General features: G+C 51.3%; 14 protein-coding genes. 8 read left to right on the forward strand and 6 right to left on the reverse strand.

What is annotated here, in order from left to right; all coding sequences use genetic code 11:
• Positions 1–48 precede the first annotated feature (48 nt).
• From D6M16_RS19765 to D6M16_RS19775, 3 genes are read left to right on the forward strand one after another with little or no spacing between them, the layout of a single operon-like run.
• Positions 49–978 (forward strand): carbohydrate ABC transporter permease, encoded by a 930-nt coding sequence (locus D6M16_RS19765; protein WP_120513627.1) that lies wholly within the window; start codon positions 49–51, stop codon positions 976–978.
• On the forward strand, positions 971–1,837 hold the full coding sequence (locus D6M16_RS19770; RefSeq protein WP_120513628.1) for a carbohydrate ABC transporter permease: 867 nt from the start codon (positions 971–973) through the stop codon (positions 1,835–1,837). Before D6M16_RS19765 ends, D6M16_RS19770 begins: the two co-directional genes overlap by 8 nt.
• Positions 1,838–1,842: 5 nt before the next feature.
• Complete coding sequence (locus D6M16_RS19775) at positions 1,843–2,961, forward strand: ABC transporter ATP-binding protein (protein ID WP_120513629.1); 1,119 nt, start codon at positions 1,843–1,845, stop codon at positions 2,959–2,961.
• Positions 2,962–3,035: 74 nt separating this feature from the next.
• On the opposite strand, the gene D6M16_RS19780 is transcribed toward D6M16_RS19775, so the two are convergent.
• The gene (locus D6M16_RS19780; protein WP_420812267.1) at positions 3,036–4,403 is read right to left on the reverse strand and encodes a YjiH family protein; all 1,368 of its coding nucleotides are present in this window, start codon (positions 4,401–4,403) and stop codon (positions 3,036–3,038) included.
• A gap of 363 nt (positions 4,404–4,766) precedes the next feature.
• Between D6M16_RS19780 and D6M16_RS19785 the strand changes: the two genes are divergently transcribed.
• The gene (locus D6M16_RS19785; RefSeq protein ID WP_120513630.1) at positions 4,767–6,008 is read left to right on the forward strand and encodes a conjugal transfer protein TraF; all 1,242 of its coding nucleotides are present in this window, start codon (positions 4,767–4,769) and stop codon (positions 6,006–6,008) included.
• Between the two features lie 358 nt (positions 6,009–6,366).
• Positions 6,367–6,891 carry an AidA/PixA family protein gene (locus D6M16_RS19790; protein WP_162941115.1) on the forward strand — a complete coding sequence of 175 codons (525 nt, stop codon included), beginning with the start codon at positions 6,367–6,369 and terminating at the stop codon, positions 6,889–6,891.
• Positions 6,892–6,966: 75 nt separating this feature from the next.
• Here D6M16_RS19790 and mdtI read toward each other — a convergent pair whose 3' ends face one another.
• From mdtI to D6M16_RS19805, 3 genes are all read right to left on the reverse strand, one after another.
• Positions 6,967–7,296, reverse strand: a complete 330-nt coding sequence (gene mdtI, locus D6M16_RS19795) for a multidrug/spermidine efflux SMR transporter subunit MdtI (RefSeq protein WP_120513632.1) — start codon at positions 7,294–7,296, stop codon at positions 6,967–6,969.
• Positions 7,293–7,697 carry an SMR family transporter gene (locus tag D6M16_RS19800; RefSeq protein ID WP_120513633.1) on the reverse strand — a complete coding sequence of 135 codons (405 nt, stop codon included), beginning with the start codon at positions 7,695–7,697 and terminating at the stop codon, positions 7,293–7,295. The genes mdtI and D6M16_RS19800 overlap by 4 nt, the downstream gene beginning before the upstream one ends.
• 194 nt (positions 7,698–7,891) lie before the next feature.
• Positions 7,892–8,821 carry a LysR family transcriptional regulator gene (locus tag D6M16_RS19805; protein ID WP_120513814.1) on the reverse strand — a complete coding sequence of 310 codons (930 nt, stop codon included), beginning with the start codon at positions 8,819–8,821 and terminating at the stop codon, positions 7,892–7,894.
• Positions 8,822–9,075: 254 nt separating this feature from the next.
• Between D6M16_RS19805 and D6M16_RS19810 the strand changes: the two genes are divergently transcribed.
• From D6M16_RS19810 to D6M16_RS22745, 3 genes are all read left to right on the forward strand, one after another.
• Positions 9,076–13,281 (forward strand): LysM peptidoglycan-binding domain-containing protein, encoded by a 4,206-nt coding sequence (locus D6M16_RS19810; RefSeq protein WP_120513634.1) that lies wholly within the window; start codon positions 9,076–9,078, stop codon positions 13,279–13,281.
• The gene (locus D6M16_RS19815; protein ID WP_120513635.1) at positions 13,278–14,000 is read left to right on the forward strand and encodes a hypothetical protein; all 723 of its coding nucleotides are present in this window, start codon (positions 13,278–13,280) and stop codon (positions 13,998–14,000) included. Before D6M16_RS19810 ends, D6M16_RS19815 begins: the two co-directional genes overlap by 4 nt.
• Before the next feature lie 114 nt (positions 14,001–14,114).
• Complete coding sequence (locus D6M16_RS22745) at positions 14,115–14,714, forward strand: hypothetical protein (protein WP_120513636.1); 600 nt, start codon at positions 14,115–14,117, stop codon at positions 14,712–14,714.
• Between the two features lie 186 nt (positions 14,715–14,900).
• Here D6M16_RS22745 and gorA read toward each other — a convergent pair whose 3' ends face one another.
• Positions 14,901–16,256 carry a glutathione-disulfide reductase gene (gene gorA / locus D6M16_RS19825; RefSeq protein WP_120513637.1) on the reverse strand — a complete coding sequence of 452 codons (1,356 nt, stop codon included), beginning with the start codon at positions 16,254–16,256 and terminating at the stop codon, positions 14,901–14,903.
• Positions 16,257–16,452: 196 nt separating this feature from the next.
• Positions 16,453–17,292: a 23S rRNA (adenine(2030)-N(6))-methyltransferase RlmJ gene (locus D6M16_RS19830; RefSeq protein WP_120513638.1), complete on the reverse strand. Its 840-nt coding sequence runs from the start codon at positions 17,290–17,292 to the stop codon at positions 16,453–16,455.
• Between the last annotated feature and the right edge of the window lie 145 nt (positions 17,293–17,437).

A 17,437-nucleotide genomic window follows, 5' to 3' on the forward strand; every position in this document is an offset into this window, starting at 1 on the left:
CGGTACAGCAGTACCGGCTTTCCTGCCTATTTTGACAAGAGCCTCGTTATGACGATTGGAACTCAAGCTCAGCCACTGTCGGGCGCGCCGTCACGGGAAAGTCTGGCTGACAGGCTACAAGCCGTGTTGCCGAAAATAGTACTTGCCCCCTCCATGGTGATCACTTTGGTGTTTACCTATGGATTTATCGTGTGGTCGTTGGTGCTGTCTTTCACCAACTCCCGCATGCTGCCGAACTATGACTTCATCGGCCTGAGCAATTACAGCAAGCTGTTCAGCATGGAGCGCTGGACGGTAGCCTACACTAACCTGTTTATATTTGGTTTTCTGTTCATTGTGATCGCCATTTGCGTGGGCACGCTGCTGGCTATATTGCTGGATCAGAAAATACGGGCCGAAGGTGTACTGCGGACCATTTATCTGTACCCGTTTGCGCTTTCCCTGATAGTGACAGGGACCGCCTGGAAATGGATACTCAACCCTGAAATCGGTATCGAGAAACTGATGCACGATATCGGCTTTACCCGCTTTCAGTTCGACTGGCTGGTGGATAAGGACATGGCGATTTACACCATAGTCATTGCGGCGGTGTGGCAAGCGTCCGGTTTCGTGATGGCCATCATGCTGGCCGGATTACGGGGGGTGGATAATTCCATCATTAAGGCTGCACAGATAGACGGCGCGACCATGCCGACGATTTATCGCCGCATCATACTGCCTATCATGCGGCCGATCTTCTTCAGCTGCTTCATTATCCTGTCTCATCTGGCGATAAAAAGCTTCGATCTGGTGGTGGTGCTGACAGCCGGCGGGCCTGGCTACTCAAGCGACCTACCGGCCACATTCATGTATCAGTACGCATTTGGCCGTAATCAGATTGGGATTGGCTCGGCCAGTGCCATGATCACCCTGATGGGCTTCATTGCCATTCTGATCCCCTATCTGTATTCCGAACTGAGGAAGAAAAAGCATGGTTAAGGCTAATTGGCGCCAGCAAGCCGGGCGGGCTTTAACGTATCTGGTGCTGGCAATCTTTGCATTGTATTTCATTATGCCGCTCTTGGTGATGGTGTTTAATTCACTGAAAGAACTGGCAGAAATACGGACCGGGAATCTGGTGCTGCCGCCACAGGCCCCGACCACAGAGGCCTGGCAAAAAGCCTGGTCATCCGCCTGTACCGGGCTGAGTTGTGAAGGTGTCTCTGCGTACTTTTGGAACTCGTTCAAGATCACCTTACCCGCGGTGGTGCTGGCCTCAGCCATAGGTGCGATTAACGGTTATGTGCTCTCGAAATGGCGTTTCAGGGGCAGTGAAGTGTTCTTTGCGCTGATGCTGCTGGGCTGTTTTATTCCCTTTCAGGCCGTATTACTGCCGATGGCACAGACGTTGGGGTATCTCGGGCTGGCAAACTCGGTGCCCGGCTTGATTCTGGTTCATACCATTTACGGTATTCCGTTCACGACGCTGTTTTACCGTAACTATTACGTGGGGTTGCCCACTGAGCTGATTTCTGCCGCCAAGCTGGACGGTGCCGGCTTTTTTCAGACCTTTTATCACATAGTGCTGCCGCTTTCAGGCCCGATCATCGTGGTCACTCTGATCTGGGAGTTCACCAATATCTGGAACGATTTCCTGTTTGGGGTGGTGTATTCCGGCCCGGCGTCTCAGCCCATAACAGTGGCTCTCAACAACCTGGTTAACACCAGTCACGGTGTGAAGGAATACAACGTGGATATGGCTGCCGCTATTATTGCCGCTATCCCTACCATTTTTATCTACATCATCTCCGGCAAGTACTTCCTGCGTGGACTGGTTGCCGGTGCAGTCAAAGGATAATGACGATGTCGAGCTTACATATTAAAGACGTAAACAAGCACTATGGCGATTATCACGCGCTGAAAGATATTGATATCAAAATAGACAGCGGTGAATTTCTGGTGCTGGTCGGCCCTTCCGGCTGTGGTAAATCTACCCTGATGAATACCATAGCCGGACTGGACAGCATCAGTGAAGGTGCCATTCTGTTGGGCGATCAGGACGTGACACATTTGTCACCCAAAGACAGGGACATCGCCATGGTTTTTCAGTCGTATGCGCTGTACCCGAGTATGACGGTGCGTCGCAATATTGCCTTTGGTTTGGAAATGCGAAAAGTCCCTCAGGCTCAGATTGCCATCGAAGTGGACAGGGTGGCCTCTATGCTGCAGATCGATCATCTGCTCGATCGCAAGCCAGCTGAGCTGTCGGGCGGTCAGCGCCAGCGGGTTGCCATGGGGCGTGCATTGGCCCGGGAGCCGCAGATATACCTGTTTGATGAGCCGCTCAGCAATCTGGATGCCAAACTCAGAGTGGAAATGCGTACAGAAATCAAGAAACTGCATCAGCGGCTGAAAACCACCATAGTTTACGTCACCCATGATCAGATTGAAGCCATGACACTGGCCGACCGGATTGCAGTGATGAAAGACGGTGTCTTGCTTCAGCTTGCCAGCCCGGAGCAGATTTACAACAACCCGGTCAATATGTTCGTGGCGGGCTTTATGGGCTCACCTGCGATGAATTTTATCCGCAGCTACCTGAGAGCACTCAATGACGGCTTTGCCATAGAGCTGCATAACCGGGACGGCGAGCGGGTCAGTATACCTTTGCCGGAGAGAGGGAAAGATCTGTCAGCCTGGGTAAATCGCGAAGTGATACTGGGACTGCGTCCTGAGCAGATCCGTCAGGCAACGGCGAGTCTGCCAGCTGCATTTGAAAGACATAGACATATCAGTAATATGCTGGACGTGGTGGAGCCGACGGGGGCAGACACGCTGGTGGTCACACAGTTCAATGATCAGGAGGTAACCGCAAGGTTGGACCCTGAAAGTCAGCCTGTATCAGGACGTGAGTTCTTATTCGCGGTCGATGTGAGCAAAGCGGTGCTGTTCGACCCGGACAGTGAAGACAGGATTTATTAAAAGCTCTGCGATGCTGGTATAAAAAAAGCGGCTGTTTCCAGCCGCTTTTTCATGAGCCGTGTTTAAGACGGATCTCAGAAAATCAGGTGAGCCATCAGCGCAATAACCGGCAGGGTGACCAGTGTACGCAGAATGAAGATCACGAACAGTTCCCAGGCTTTCACCGGAATCTTGCTGCCCAGCAGCAGAGCACCGATTTCAGACATATAAATCAGCTGTGTGACAGACAGTGCCGCAATCACAAAACGGGTCAGATCACTCTGAATGTCCGCAGCCAGAATTGCCGGCAGGAACATATCGGCAAAACCAACCACTATGGTTTTCGATGCCTCGGCAGCTTCCGGGATTTGCAGCAGTTCCAGTAACGGGATAAACGGCTTACCCAGCCAGTCAAACACAGGCGTGTTTTCGGCAATCAGCAGTGCCAGGGTACCTATCGCCATAACCACAGGCAGGACACCGAACACCATGTCGACAGCTGCTTTGACACCGTCATTCACTACTTTACGTAAGCTGGTGACTTTATTGGCGCGCTCAAAGGCTTTTTCCAGACCATAGCTCAGTACAGTATGGCCGTCAGGCAGGGCATCCATATTGGCATCGGCCGGTGTACCGCACACATATTCATTGCGCTTGCGGCTCAGAGGCGGCAGACGCGGAACAACAATGGCAGCGACCACACCCGCCAGACACACAGTGGCGTAGAAAGGCAGGAACATGTGTTCCAGCTTAACCTGAGAGATCACTACCAGACTGAAAGTAATAGAAACCGCAGAGAAGGTAGTCCCGATAACCGCCGCTTCACGTTTGGTATAAAAGCCTTCTTCGTATTGTTTGCTGGTCAGCAGAACACCGACACTGCCGTCGGCCAGCCAGGATGCCAGACAGTCGATCGCTGAACGGCCCGGCAGGTTGAACAGCGGACGCATCACTTTGGTCAGCATTGCTCCGAAGAATTCCAGCAGACCGAAGTTTGTCAGCAGGGGCAGGAAAAAGCCCGCACACAGGAATACCGCAAACAGCACGGGCAGCAGGTCGTTCAGCACCAGACCACCGGTATTGCCGTCAAAAATAGCAGCCGGACCGACTTTAAAAAACGTCAGAATGGCAAAGGCGGCACCCAGCAATTGAACGATGTACCAAGGCAGGCTTGGCTTAAACAGATTGGCAATAAAAGGTTTACGTTCAATAAAACGGGGTTTGGTGAGGCGGACCAGAGTCGAGCACAGTGCTGTCAAAGTTATGACGGTGGTGACGATGGCCGTCAGGCTACCTTCAAACAGGTTCTGGATTGCTTTTGCCATCAAGGCAATAGGGATGGTTATCTCTCCACCTACGGTGATTGGTGCCATAAACAGCAGCACACCGATGAATGATGGCAGAATAAACATGAGCCAAGGCGCTTTACGTTTTTTTGCGCCAGTTATCACTTGTTCTGACATGATTGACCTTTAAGTAACTGATACAACGTGTTTTATGCTGAGTTGAGTGAATATTCTCAGCATGAACATGCAGTTATTATTAATATAATCGAGTCGAAGGTTACATTTTTTATCACTGCAATGGAATACTTCTCTGAAAGAATCATCTAATTATGCATTGTAAAATAGACGTTATGATAAGTTACTCACGTTTAACAATGATATATCTTGCATTACATTTTTCGCTGGTATTAGCCATTGGCAAGATTTGTGCAGCACTTCACTGTTATTGATGTTGTTATTGTTAAGCGAATAGTCGCTTATATAATGTGCGCTTATTGATTACTTTTTTGACAAATTCACGGCAGAAAAATACTAATATTTATGAATATAAAATTGCAGGGACTCACACTGGCAGTGGCTACGGCTTTGTCATTCAGTACATTGTCAGCTCAAGCGGCGGTAAACGGTGCGGATGCACGCAGTGTTGCCATGGGCGGCACAGGCGTGGCATCGGCGAATTATCTCACGGCCAGTTTTTATAATCCGGCGCTGGTGGCCCATTACAATCAGACCGATGATTTTGGCGTGTTATTACCCGCTGTGGGCATCAGTATTCATGATCCGGATGACCTCAATCAGAAAGTCGAGGACTTCCAGGATGTGAATGATGATCTGGAAATGGCGATAAATAATAGTGGCGGCAGCCCGGTGTCTGATTCCCTGATCAATGAGTGGAAAGCGGCATTGATGGCCATGGACGAAGGCAAACTTAAGGCCGATATCAGTATCGGGGCAGCCGTTGCTGTTCCTAATCGTCATCTGAGCATGAGTTTGTTCACTCAGGCGCAGATCGTCAGCCTGGCTCAGGCCAACATAGATCCTGATGATTTGGCCGGCGTGGATGGCTCGAATCCGCCGGATCTCGACAATCTTCAGTCTGATGTGCTGGGTATTGCCGGGGGCATTGTCGATGTCGGTTTAACCATGGGCAAATCTTTCGAACTGCCCACAGTCTCCCTGCCGGAGCAGAAGGTGTCTGTGGGCATCTCACCTAAGATCCAGCAGCTGATTGCCGTGAGCTTTCAAAATACCGTCAGCCAGTTTGATAACAGTGACTTCGAATTTGAAAACGAATATCAGGATGATACTGCCTTCAATCTGGACATCGGTCTGGCGTATCAGCCGATCCCGACGGTAACCCTAGGTTTCAGTGGCCGTAATCTGTTCAAGCAGGAGCTGGAAACCAACACACCGGATTCCCCAGCAGGTCAGCCGGGTAAATTTACCAGCAAGACATTACTGGTCGAGCCTAAGTACACACTGGGTGTGGCATACAGCAACAGCTGGTTTACCGCTGCCGCTGACGTGGATCTGACGGAGCAGAAATATTTCAAAGAGTTTGATTTGGCGACGCAATATGCGCGTCTGGGTATGGAATTGAACGGCTGGGATTGGGTGCAGTTCCGTGCCGGTTATAGTCTGAGCCTGACGGATGCGGCAGAAGATACCATGAGTGCCGGTATCGGCCTGAGTCCGTTTGGCGTCGTTGCCGTTGATCTGGCACTGCAATACGGCCAGGACAATAACTACGGTGCGGCCCTGCAGTTCGGCTTTACTATGTAATCACCCGGAAATGCATCACGCGCAGCCCGTCATCAATTTGGCGGGCTGTGTATATGACAAATATATTTATTACATGAAATGCTAGTGTTGAGTCCAAAAATAAAAACAATATTGGCGGGTGTTTATAATCAATTGAAAAGAAATAAAAAAATAATTACTGCTTTATTTATCTTCGGTAGAATTCCCCAGAATCTTAGCTAGTCTCATAAGCAATGAAGTGAATCTTCATTTAACGGCGAAATAAAAAAATAAAGAGTCGATCTTTATTTTATCGTTCCCGCTATTTTTTTATCGTACTTATTCTTCTGTTCCGTGCGATGAAAAGGGACGTTACCATTAAAATATGAGGAACAACGTCATGGCTAGTATTAATAAAGTTGAAATTGTCATCGATTGCGAAGCCATTGAAAATGGTGCACAAGGCTATCAAGCGGTGCAGATGTTTGCTGATCCCAGCCTGGTCATCGATAACTCACAGGGTTCTTATGAGCTGAGTATCAAGGTCAATAATGGCGATGTGATTCGCTGGGCCGCGTTTCCGAAAGTGAGTATCGCGGAAGATGGCAGCCATTATTCAGTCCTGATTGATGCTGAACACGAATGGAATAGTACCCTGATCAAAGGCTGGTCGGCTTATCAGGGCAATACACAAGTCTATGTCTATCAGGAAGACGGCATTCCGATGAACGACAGTGTCAATGTGCCCTTTGTTCGCCAGACCGCCTACATGCCGTATGTTCAGGCGACAGCCACACTACCGGGCCGCCCGAATCCGGGCACTCAGCAAAAAGCGGCGTATACATTCTGGGTACAAGTTTTTAAAGATGATCAGTTGATTAAAGAAATTAACTGGGACCCCTATGTGACTGCGGTTCAACCCTAATTACTTTTGATAACACCCAATAGCGAGAATTATTATTGCTCGCTATTGGGTTTTATTGATTCAAGCATTTCATCTTTAAGCGGTTTTCATCACAATCACCGCAGCAATCACCACAAAAATACCGGCCCAGCCGAGTGGAGACAGACGCTGCTTAAATAAGACTGAGCCACCAATGGCTGTGCCCAGAATTCCAATCGCACCCCACGACGCATAAGCCACCGCTAAATCAATCTCTTTCACGGCCTGAGCCAGCAGCGTAAAGGCACACAAGACCAGTGCGATGGACAAGCCTCCCCAGAACTTGTGCTTAAAACCGTTCGAACGGGTCAGCGCCATGTTGGCGGCAATGTCGACCAACGCCGCCAGCACCACAAAACCGAATGACAGGGTAAAGAACTGATTCATGATCGACTCCTGGCAGATGTAGCGGCAGAGGCAGCGCGCGGCATTGAGGTATCAGGCTGACTGGCACGCTTGCCTGACTCTGCCTCACCCAGCGTCACCATTACAATACCGGCCACGGCCAGGCCCAGGCCAAGCAGTTCCTGACTGTTCAAGTCAGCCTTAAACACTAAGAGGGATACCAAAGTGATCAGGGTAATGCCCAGTCCCTCCCAGATCGCATACGCCACGCCTATGGCAATTTTTTTCGCCGCCAGCGAGAGGAAGTAGTAAGACACAGTGATCAATACATACATAACCGCATAGCCCCAGAGCGCACCTTGCGGGCCGATGAGATTCATGGTGCTTGTACCGGCGACCTCAGAGGCAATCGCCAGCAGCAGAAAGATTCGTGCAAGAAACATCATTCACCTTTAAATGAATTTAATTAAATGCATAACATCGAAGGACATGACATCCCGCCAGCAGGGAGAAAAACGCTGAAACCGTACTTTTATTGACTGTGCAGTAAAATGTTATGGAGTAAGGCTAGCTTAGCCCGTGGCACTGGGTCTGGACAGGTAATTGAGATATTCATTTTTGAATATCTCTTGGTAGCTCAGAGCGGGTGTTTGAAGAGGTTCTTTACAATACGATGTAAATGCTGATGCATGGGGTGATTTCTGTTGGTCTGTAAAAAACCGCCGGAGATAACAAAGTCACTGAACTCCCGGTTGACCGCAGGCATAGGGTAGGCCACCAGATCCGGAAAAAGCCGGATGGAGCTTTTGCTGGCATACATGATGGCGTCGGTATTGAGCAGCATCTCGGCAGCGACGCGTAAACTGTAGGTTTTGAGCAAGACATTCGGCTGATAGCCCATCCGCTGATATTCAGACTCCACGGTACACAGCGGGTTGTATGACGCGGGGGCCGGCAGAGACACAATCGGCAATTGCGCGACCGCCTCCCAGTCGTTGCTGTCTTTATCCAGCGACAGGCTCGGGTGGTTATGCCGGGCCAGTATCATGCGCTTTTCCGTAAACAGCGGGCGCATATAGATGTCATTCGACAGCTCGGTTTCCTGATCCAGAATGCAGTAATCATGCATGCCTTCGAGCATTTCCCCCTGACTGTTACTGTTCCAGCTGGAAAAGGAAAAGGTTGCACGGGGAAAGGCCCGGTAACAGCCGCTCAGCAAGCGTGCTCCCTGCTCATCCAGCAGATACGGGTCGATGACCAGCGAGAGCTGGCCGTCATACTCCAGCGCACTGAAATCCTCAAACTCGTGCAGCACCTTGGCAATGGGGGCCAGGATGTTGTCGAACTCTTCAGCCAAGCGCAGTGCCATAGGAGAGGGCTCCACACCGTGAGGCTTACGCACAAACAGCGGGTCGTTGAATGTGGTCTTCAATCGGGCCACACCACGGCTGGCGCTGGGCTGAGATATCCCAAGCTGCGCTGCCGCAACTTTAATACTCTTGTGATCAACCACCGCCTTGAGCAAGCGCATGAGATTGAGATCCAGTGTATCGAGCTGATGGGCCATGCAGACACCTGATTGATAAAGATAAAGTGGTTTGGTGATTGTAATGGCTTGCGGCGCTCGGGTCACGGTGGCGATGGTGTTATTTCGGCACCAGATAGCGCGGTTAGAGACTGTGATGTTGAGCGCAAAACAAGATAAATAGTTGTTTTGCCAGTGCTGGCTGTGGTTTTGATAGTTGTTTCCGACATAATGCCAAATGCGCATAATCCGTGTGCCGCTTAAAATAGAGACTTTTTGTTCGTGGTGCTTTCGTCATGCCGTCTGATATCAAACCGACCAAACGTTTTATCAAAGCTGCTTATCAGCCATTAGATACCTCTATTTTTAGCGCTAAGCCGGAACCCGTTGCAGAAACAGATCCTGCGCCGGCCTATGCCTATTCTGTGGCGTTTGCCTGTCGGGCGGAATTATATCGGCAATACGTCAAACCTTATCTGTCACTGCAACTGAATCAAACGGCGGAAGAAGGTACGCGTTCACAATGGTCTGAGAAAGCGCAGGGCCAGCATACCCATGTGTCGTGTGAGGTCAGCAAGCAGGAAGAGAAGACATTCAGGGCGAGCTGGCGCGACAGTCCTTTGGTCACTCTCGGGGCGGATGGCGTTCTGCCGCACGACAAGTCTGCCGCAGTGATTCAGGAAGCTTTTGTACCTGTGCGCCCGGCGATTCAGATGGGAGAGCAGCTGGGGCTGCCGACCAAAGGCTACCTCTATCATTTTCTGGAAGGCAGACTGATCAGCGAATACCGTTGTATGGGGGAGACTTATCCTCGCTTTCAGGTCACCCAGAGTCGTCCGGAAGCCATGTATCCTGAGCCTGCGATTGATCGTCCGCTGGAATTCATCCTCGCCTTGTGGCAGCGAAACGGTCAGACGGTTCAGGATCAATACCTGCTTTATAGTCAGGAAGCCTTAACCGACGACGTCATCAAAAGTGTCGATACCGTATTTCTGGATCAGCATGGCGTGAAGCTGGACATGCAGCAAATTATCCCGCTGACAGAAAATGGCAGGCAACGTCAAAAGCACACCGTGGCGGAAGGAGAGACCTTATCCGGTATCGCAGAGCAGCACCAGATGACGCTGGAGACGTTACTGTCGCTCAACCCATTCTGGCGCGGTAAAGAAACACAATTGAGTATTGGCAGTGCGCTTTACCTTGAATCTGTGGGAATTTACAACCATGGACAGGATGTCGCCTACCCGGCTGCGGCAATGATGCTGGCAGACGGTGTATTCGCCATCAGTGCGTCCCAGCAGCGAGCCGATTTTCCTGTGGTGAAAGTGGCGGAAGCGGACGCAGGTCAGTTTACGGCCCTTTCTCCGGTGCGTTACGCCATTGATGCCCTGAACGAAAAAGGGCAGGGCTTACACCCCATTCAGGACACAGAGGTATTTTCCGGGGGGATTTTCCAGTCAGCAGAGACACCCTACACTCTGCGGCAGATCCGTGATGGCTGGCTGTATGCCTTGCGTCCGTTGCCGGAATCGGAAGCGTGGCAGCTGGAAGAGTACAAGATTGAGCAAGGGGAGTTTCGCCGGGTAGAAGGCCATACGGCACAAGCGCGCGCAGCGGCAGAACCTCAGCCGCCCAAAAGCCATATTCTCTGCGCCACGGCGAGCCTGTATTACCTGGCTTATTCTGTGAAGCGCTGGACAGATCGCGTTTGCAATTTTTATCTCACCGACGCCCAAGCCCGCGACAACTGGCTGCGCAAGGTCGATCTGACTACATCTGGCGCACACTGTCATCGCGCTGATGTCGCCATAGTGGAATGTGCTGTTGCCGATGTGAACGTCGAAGGGCAGGATCCCTTTGCCGGAACCTGCGCGCCGCTGACAGGTGAGCCCGGCAAACCGAACGACTTTATTCATGTCCCGCCGAAAAAGACACTGGCCAGTTACACCTATCAGGCACCGTCCGCGCACGGGCAGCAGATTGTGGCCCTGGACGACCCGCTGGCCGATCTGAGCGATCTCTATCTTGCCCTGCTGGAACCTGTACTGACCACCACGCCCGACGAGCAAACCCATCGCAAAGTGGTGCTGGCAGAAGCGATTCGCTCTATGGTTCGGGTGTCGATCCCGCAAGATAAAATGCCGGCAATCCAGCCGGAGCAATGGCTTGATTTTGAAAGCGCACTGGATACCTGTCTGGAATATCAGTATCAGATCCCCATACTGCATACGGGACCAGATAATACTTTGTCAGCCAGGCTTGAGTTGCTTAACCAATACAAACAGGCCAGTCTCAAGGCGCAGGCCAAGCTGGAATCCATGGGCTTTTTCGGGGTTGAAGACTATGTGCAGGAATATACCGAACGGCGAAAAGCTCACTCACAGGTAAACTGGGACGGGCTGGATACCTTTTATAAAGCCTATCTGGCGTCGCAGGCGGGCGCGTATGCGGCGATTCCCGGCGCCTTTGACCGGCTGTTAGCCGCTTTGCCCAGACTGGGGACTGAGCCGATGCGTCTCGGGCTGGACATGCTGTACAGCGATCACATGGCTTATCTGATGGAGCTCTTCGGGGAGATCCTGCCGGCGCTCAACAGCAGCGCCAGCGATGTTGCTATGCAGCAGAAGTTGGCCGAGGCGCTGGTGCAGGAGACACCGGATAATCTGATGGCACTGGCAACGTCCTTTTTCTCGGCGGAGTTCTACACCAAAGCTGATGAACTGGTGAAAGAAAGTGATGTGCTGGATCTGCAGCGTGAGTCTGTGCCTGTAACTGGTGTGGTGGCCGGCCTGAACAGTGTGCTGGGGTTTGGCGTGGGGACAGACTCGGCACTCTATCAAAAAACGCTCTCTATGGTGGTGCCGCTGGGCGGTTTGATTGACAGCGCCATTGAAGCGGTGAAAAAAACGGCCGGCATGGGATTTCAGAAGGGATACTTTACCTATTTAGGGATCGCCATGAAAAAAGGTGGTTTCCGCAGTGGCTTCAATGTCGCGGCGATGACCTGGAGTCTGGCGCAGATCTCTCAGGGCAAAATCGGCCTGAATCCGGCGTTTGAGGAGACCAGCCAGGCGTTTCGTCAGCGCTTGAGCGGGGCGGTTTCAGAGTGGCAGTCGCTGGATGAGCAGCTCAAGCGAATGCCCGCCGACTCTCCGAACCGGACAGCGCTGGAGTTGAAACAGCAGAAGATGGAAACCCGGGTCGCGCAGATGGTCACCGAGGCACCTGGAGTATACGAGAGTTTCAACGGCGCAAAATTGCAGGCGTTCAACAGTGTTCTGGACCGGGCCAATCAGGGGTTCAGTCGGCTCGGCCGGCTGGATTTTATTGTGGCGTTTCTTAATGCCATTAACGTGGTCGCCCAACAATACGCAGTGGAAGAGACGCTTGCCTCGACACCTAACGCCGATGTCAATACCCAGCGCCATGTGGTCGGCTTCAGCACCGCCTGGCTGATGCATGCCACCAGCGAGATCTTCCGCGGGTTGGCGTTTGATAGGGTGAAGCAGCATAGTGAAATTCTTAATCGCTCCTTATCTTATATTCACTCTAATCATGGGGCTGATATCGGGAAGCTTGCTAAAAGCTATCTTCAGCGCTCCATGCTGGCAGGCATGCTGGGCGTTGTCGCGGCGGGGTGGGAAGCCCACCGAACCTGGCAGGATGCTGAGAAAGCTGATTTCATGGTGGAAAAAGGTCTCCTGTATACGAAGAGTGTGATTTTATATGCTCAAGGTTTTACATGGTTAGCGTTAGCTTTTCAAAGTGGAAGGGGTTTAGTTAACAGAATCGCTATTGGGGCTGCACTCCAAGGCTGGATGGTGGCAGCCTGGTTCTGGCTGGGGATCGCTTACCTGGCCGTGTCCGTGATCATCAATGCGTTGCAACAATCCCCGCTGGAAAACTGGCTGCGCAACAGTATCTGGGGGGCAGAACCCAAAGGCGACTGGACAGCAGAAACGGAATATCAGGCGCTGTTGCAAATTCTCAATCAGCCGCAAATTGAGGCGGTGGTCAAAAGTGCCAGGCAACTGCCGGGCAAAGTTGCCTCCCCTTATGCGCCTTTACCTTATACTTTTCAGCAGCAGTTGAAGCTCACTTTTCCGCAGCAACGTCCCGGGCAGCGTATTGAGGTCGGCGTTACTGTCTCTGGACTGCGGGAGCGGGAGGTCTACGAGGGCTATTACAAAACTACCAAAGTTGATGCTTTTACCTATCAGCTGACCGAACAGGATATCGCACGGGGCGACTGGGAATGGGATGAACACCAGGTGCCGGCTCTGGTACTGGATATCCCTATCTGGGTAGAGCGTATTGATACCATCATGGTGTTTACTGTGGTGAACAACCATAACCCCTTTGCCGAATCACAGCAGACGGCACAGTCTTATAAATATCAGGTGCATCCGCAGCTCCAGGCACAATCGGATGTGATGAAAGATGGCCAGGCAAGCGATATGCTCGGTCATCAACTGATTTCAGTAATAATAGAGGACGTATGACTTCAACAGTATCTTTACCCGAGTACACGGAAGAGTATAAGCAACAACAACACCAGCAAGTGCTGGAGGCTGATGTGGTGCATGAATGGGAGTGTGTGCTTCGTCATCAGGATAAGCATCATTTACCGTTATTTATGGTTGGTGGGATTAGTGTTGTTTTTGGTATTTCGTATTATTTGAGCACCGATACCAACTTTTTATATATGTGGCCTATTTTTGTCGCGATTTTCGTTCCTGTCAGCTATTTCTTGTTCGATGCCGACTACGACTACAAAGGTCAAATCACCCCCAAAGGCATCATTGTTCAGAAAACAGAACGGGTGCCGGACATTTTCTACAAGGCGACGCGGGGCATGGCCTATATCGGCATTGTCGTGTGCGTGATTGCTGCCCTGATGGTCGGGCCGTTGGCCTTTGTCGGCGCCGGGGCTTTTGCTTTGTTGTCGTTTAAAATGACAGGGTTTCATAAAAAGGCTCAAACTGAGGTCATTTCATTTGTTCGAGACAAAAAATACCGATACATGGGGTACGAATCATTTTATCAATACACAGTGTGTACTCATGGGTATGGCGTGGAAGATTTTTTAAGAACTCCGATTTATGGTGTCTATGAAGTTGCATTTAGCTGTACTGATGAGCAATTGCCAGAAATAGATGAAATATTACGCCAGTATATTGATGTGGTGAAAGTAACTGAAGGTCGCAGTTCATTACGGTAAGGATATTTCATCATGGCGACGACAACATCTTTACCCGAATACACGGAAGAGTATAAACAGCAGCAACACCAGCAAGTACTGGAGGCTGAGGTGGTGCATTAGTGGGAATGTGTCTTGCGAACGAAAGTTAAACTTTTCGGCACTTTGATTGTAGGTGGTGCAGGAATCATATTTGTTGGTGTGATGAACTATCTACATCCGAATGATTTTTTATTATTACTGTGTGGCGGAGGGGTATTGATGTTTTTCCCCGTTTGTTATTTTCTGTTCTATCCCGATTACGACTACAAAGGCCAAATCACCCCCAAAGGCATCATTATTCAGAAAACAGAACGGGTACCGGACATTTTTTACAAGGCGACGCGGGGAATGGCCTATATCGGTATTCTGGTGTGCGTGATTGCTGCCCTGATGGTCGGGCCGATGGCCTTTGTTGGTGCAGGGGCCTTTGCCTTGCTGTCGTTTAAAATGACGGAGTTTCATAAGCAACCGAAGGTATTAGTGTATCCGTTCCTGGAAAGCTTTACTTATCGAAATACATGCTCTGAATTAGATGATACTTATCAATGGGGTATTTATACATTGATGTGCGATATTCCAAGTTTTGATGACCAGAAATTGTATAACCTCTACTGGTTTGGTTTTCAATGTAAGGCATCAGACTTTCCTCATATTGAAAAAGTGTTGAAGCAATACATTCAGTTTGCAGATTAACGTTCAGAATGGCATAAGATTCATGCGAGTGAATGTCACGACATGACCAACATAGTCTCTTTGCCGGAATCTATGAAAGTAATTCAACGGCCGTCATGCTGGAACAGCGCTGAGGTCACGTGAAAACAAAAAGACCAGCAATTGTGCTGGTCTTTTGTATCTGAGCCGTGCAGGTGAGCTTACGGATTAGCGCATGGTCACAAACTCTTCCGAGCCGGTTGGGTGGATAGCGACTACGCTGTCGAAATCGGCTTTGGTGGCGCCCATCTTCATGGCAACGCCGAAGCCCTGGATCATTTCGTCCACGGTATAGCCGATGCCGTGCAGGCCGACCACAGTTTCTTCCGGACCGGCGCAGACCAGCTTCATTTTACAAGGCTGGCGGTGGCTGGTAACGGCTGTGTACATAGCGGTAAAGCCGGACTGGTACACTTTCACGTTCTCTTCGCCGTACTGCGCAATGGCTTCCGGCTCCGTCAGGCCGATGGTGCCGATGGGCGGGTGGCTGAAGACCACGGTTGGCACCAGCTTGTAGTCCATTTTGGCGTCTGGCTTGTTGTTGAACAGGCGCTCAGACAGCTGACGGCCCGCTTTGACGGCCACAGGGGTCAGCTCAATGCCGCCGTCCATGATGTCGCCCACGCAATAGATGCCCGGCACGTTGGTCTGCTGGTACTCATCGACTTTGATGTAGCCTTTGCCTGTGGTTGCAACACCGGTCGCTTCCAGGTTGATTTTGTGTGTCACAGGGTTGCGACCGATGGCCCAGATCAGCAGGTCGGTATTGTGTGAGTCGCCGTTTTCAAAATGCAGCGTCACAGTGCCATCGGCTTCTTTGACCACTTCTTTTGGTACTGAATGGGTGTGCAGGGTCGGGCCTTCGCTGTTCATGACTTCAACCAGGGTATCGACAATCAGCGGATCGAAGCTGCGCAGTGGCGATTCTTTACGCACGAACAGGTGAGTATCTGTACCTAGTGCACTCAGAACACCAGCGATTTCTACCGCGATGTAACCGGCGCCGATAACAGCAGTGCGCTTGGGTTGTTCGGTCAGCTCGAAGAAACCGTTAGAGTCGATACCGTGCTCTGCACCCGGGATGTCCGGAATGGTCGGCTCACCGCCGACGGCGATCAGAATATGATCGGCAGTGTAGTGCTGGCCGTTGACTTCAATGGTTTTGGCATCCACGAACTTAGCGAAGCCGTTGATCACTTCAATCTTGTTTTTGCCCAGTACATTGTCGTAAGCCTGATGAATACGACCGATATAGGCTTCACGGCTTTCTACCAGTGTCGACCAGTTGAAGTTTTTCACGTCCACGTCAAAGCCGTAATCTTTGGCATACAGATGCATGGCTTCTGCAATCTGAGCGCCGTGCCACATCACTTTTTTCGGTACACAACCGACGTTGACACAGGTGCCGCCCAGGGCTTTGGCTTCAATCAGCGCCACTTTTGCGCCGTACATTGCTGCGCGGTTAGCTGATGCAATCCCGCCGCTGCCGCCACCAATACAGATGTAATCAAAATGCGTTGCCATGACTCTTCTCTCTATGCTGTGAAATCTTAGCTGGACGACAGTGTATACCTAAGTCGCCTTCAGATGCTAGGTTCGGCGAAACTGACGTCTTTGCCGTGGAATCGGTGGGGATATTGATGCCGGGACGCAGGGGGAGCAAGCTAATCCGGCACAGGCCATGCCTGGCTGTGCACCGGATATCAGCAAACAGCAGGGATTATTCCGGCACCACCCAGCGCAGTGTGGTGTGGCCGCGGGTGGGCGCAATCACAGACTGTAACCAGGGCAGCAGGGTAGCCATCTGACTTTCCAGCTTCCACGGCGGGTTAATGACTATCATGCCGGAGGCCGTCATGCCGCGCTCTTCGGTATCGGGTTCGACCCCCAGTTCAATCTGCAGAATGTTACGGATCCCCAGACTCTCGAGTCCTTCCAGCATGGCGTCGATATTGCTGCGGTACACCACAGGATACCAGACGGCATAGGTACCGGTTGCCCAGCGTTTGATGCTTTGGCCGATGGCTTTCACCACGTCCATGTACTCATGTTTGAGCTCGTAGGGCGGATCGATTAAGACCAGACCGCGGCGCTCTTTGGGCGGCAGGCTGGCTTTGAGACGGGCAAAACCGTCTTCTTTGTAGATACGCACCTGGCGATCGCCGCGAAATTCCTGCAACAGCAGCGGGAAATCAGTCGGGTGCAGCTCGGTGAGGATCATGCGGTCCTGTTCACGGAGCTGCGCGCGCGCCACCTTGGGAGAACCCGGGTAGTAACGCAGGGTGTCGCCCTGATTCAGTACCCGGATGGCATCCAGGTAAGAAGCCAGCGCTTCTGGCAGATCGTCGCGCTGCCACAGGCGCGCAATGCCTTGCAGGTATTCGCCGGTTTTTTCACTGCGTTCATCCTGCAGATCATAACGGCCCACACCTGAGTGGGTATCGTGATACACAAAAGGTTTCTCTTTTTGCTTGAGCGCATCAAGGATCAGGCTTTGGACTATGTGTTTGATCACGTCAGCATGGTTGCCGGCGTGAAAACTGTGGCGATAACTCAGCATGGGTTACTCTGTGGTGGTCGACGAAGGGCGCTATTATGGCGTAATCCGGCGGATTATGCAGCGGGATTGTGGTCTGTCATCCTCACGGCCACTAAAATAGAGTGAACTGCGAGCCTAAATTGCGCCAAGGGATTGAAAATCACCT

Origin of the sequence: Photobacterium salinisoli, from assembly GCF_003614885.1 — a bacterium.
GTDB lineage: Bacteria > Pseudomonadota > Gammaproteobacteria > Enterobacterales > Vibrionaceae > Photobacterium > Photobacterium salinisoli.

Bases quoted from the DNA above. Each gene is read 5' to 3' on its own strand.
- D6M16_RS19765 (WP_120513627.1), top strand. From the start codon at position 49: ATGACGATTGGAACTCAAGCTCAGCCACTGTCGGGCGCGCCGTCACGG.
- D6M16_RS19770 (WP_120513628.1), top strand. From the start codon at position 971: ATGGTTAAGGCTAATTGGCGCCAGCAAGCCGGGCGGGCTTTAACGTAT.
- D6M16_RS19775 (WP_120513629.1), top strand. From the start codon at position 1,843: ATGTCGAGCTTACATATTAAAGACGTAAACAAGCACTATGGCGATTAT.
- D6M16_RS19780 (WP_420812267.1), bottom strand. From the start codon at position 4,403: ATGTCAGAACAAGTGATAACTGGCGCAAAAAAACGTAAAGCGCCTTGG.
- D6M16_RS19785 (WP_120513630.1), top strand. From the start codon at position 4,767: ATGAATATAAAATTGCAGGGACTCACACTGGCAGTGGCTACGGCTTTG.
- D6M16_RS19790 (WP_162941115.1), top strand. From the start codon at position 6,367: ATGGCTAGTATTAATAAAGTTGAAATTGTCATCGATTGCGAAGCCATT.
- mdtI (WP_120513632.1), bottom strand. From the start codon at position 7,296: ATGAATCAGTTCTTTACCCTGTCATTCGGTTTTGTGGTGCTGGCGGCG.
- D6M16_RS19800 (WP_120513633.1), bottom strand. From the start codon at position 7,697: ATGTTTCTTGCACGAATCTTTCTGCTGCTGGCGATTGCCTCTGAGGTC.
- D6M16_RS19805 (WP_120513814.1), bottom strand. From the start codon at position 8,821: ATGGCCCATCAGCTCGATACACTGGATCTCAATCTCATGCGCTTGCTC.
- D6M16_RS19810 (WP_120513634.1), top strand. From the start codon at position 9,076: ATGCCGTCTGATATCAAACCGACCAAACGTTTTATCAAAGCTGCTTAT.
- D6M16_RS19815 (WP_120513635.1), top strand. From the start codon at position 13,278: ATGACTTCAACAGTATCTTTACCCGAGTACACGGAAGAGTATAAGCAA.
- gorA (WP_120513637.1), bottom strand. From the start codon at position 16,256: ATGGCAACGCATTTTGATTACATCTGTATTGGTGGCGGCAGCGGCGGG.
- D6M16_RS19830 (WP_120513638.1), bottom strand. From the start codon at position 17,292: ATGCTGAGTTATCGCCACAGTTTTCACGCCGGCAACCATGCTGACGTG.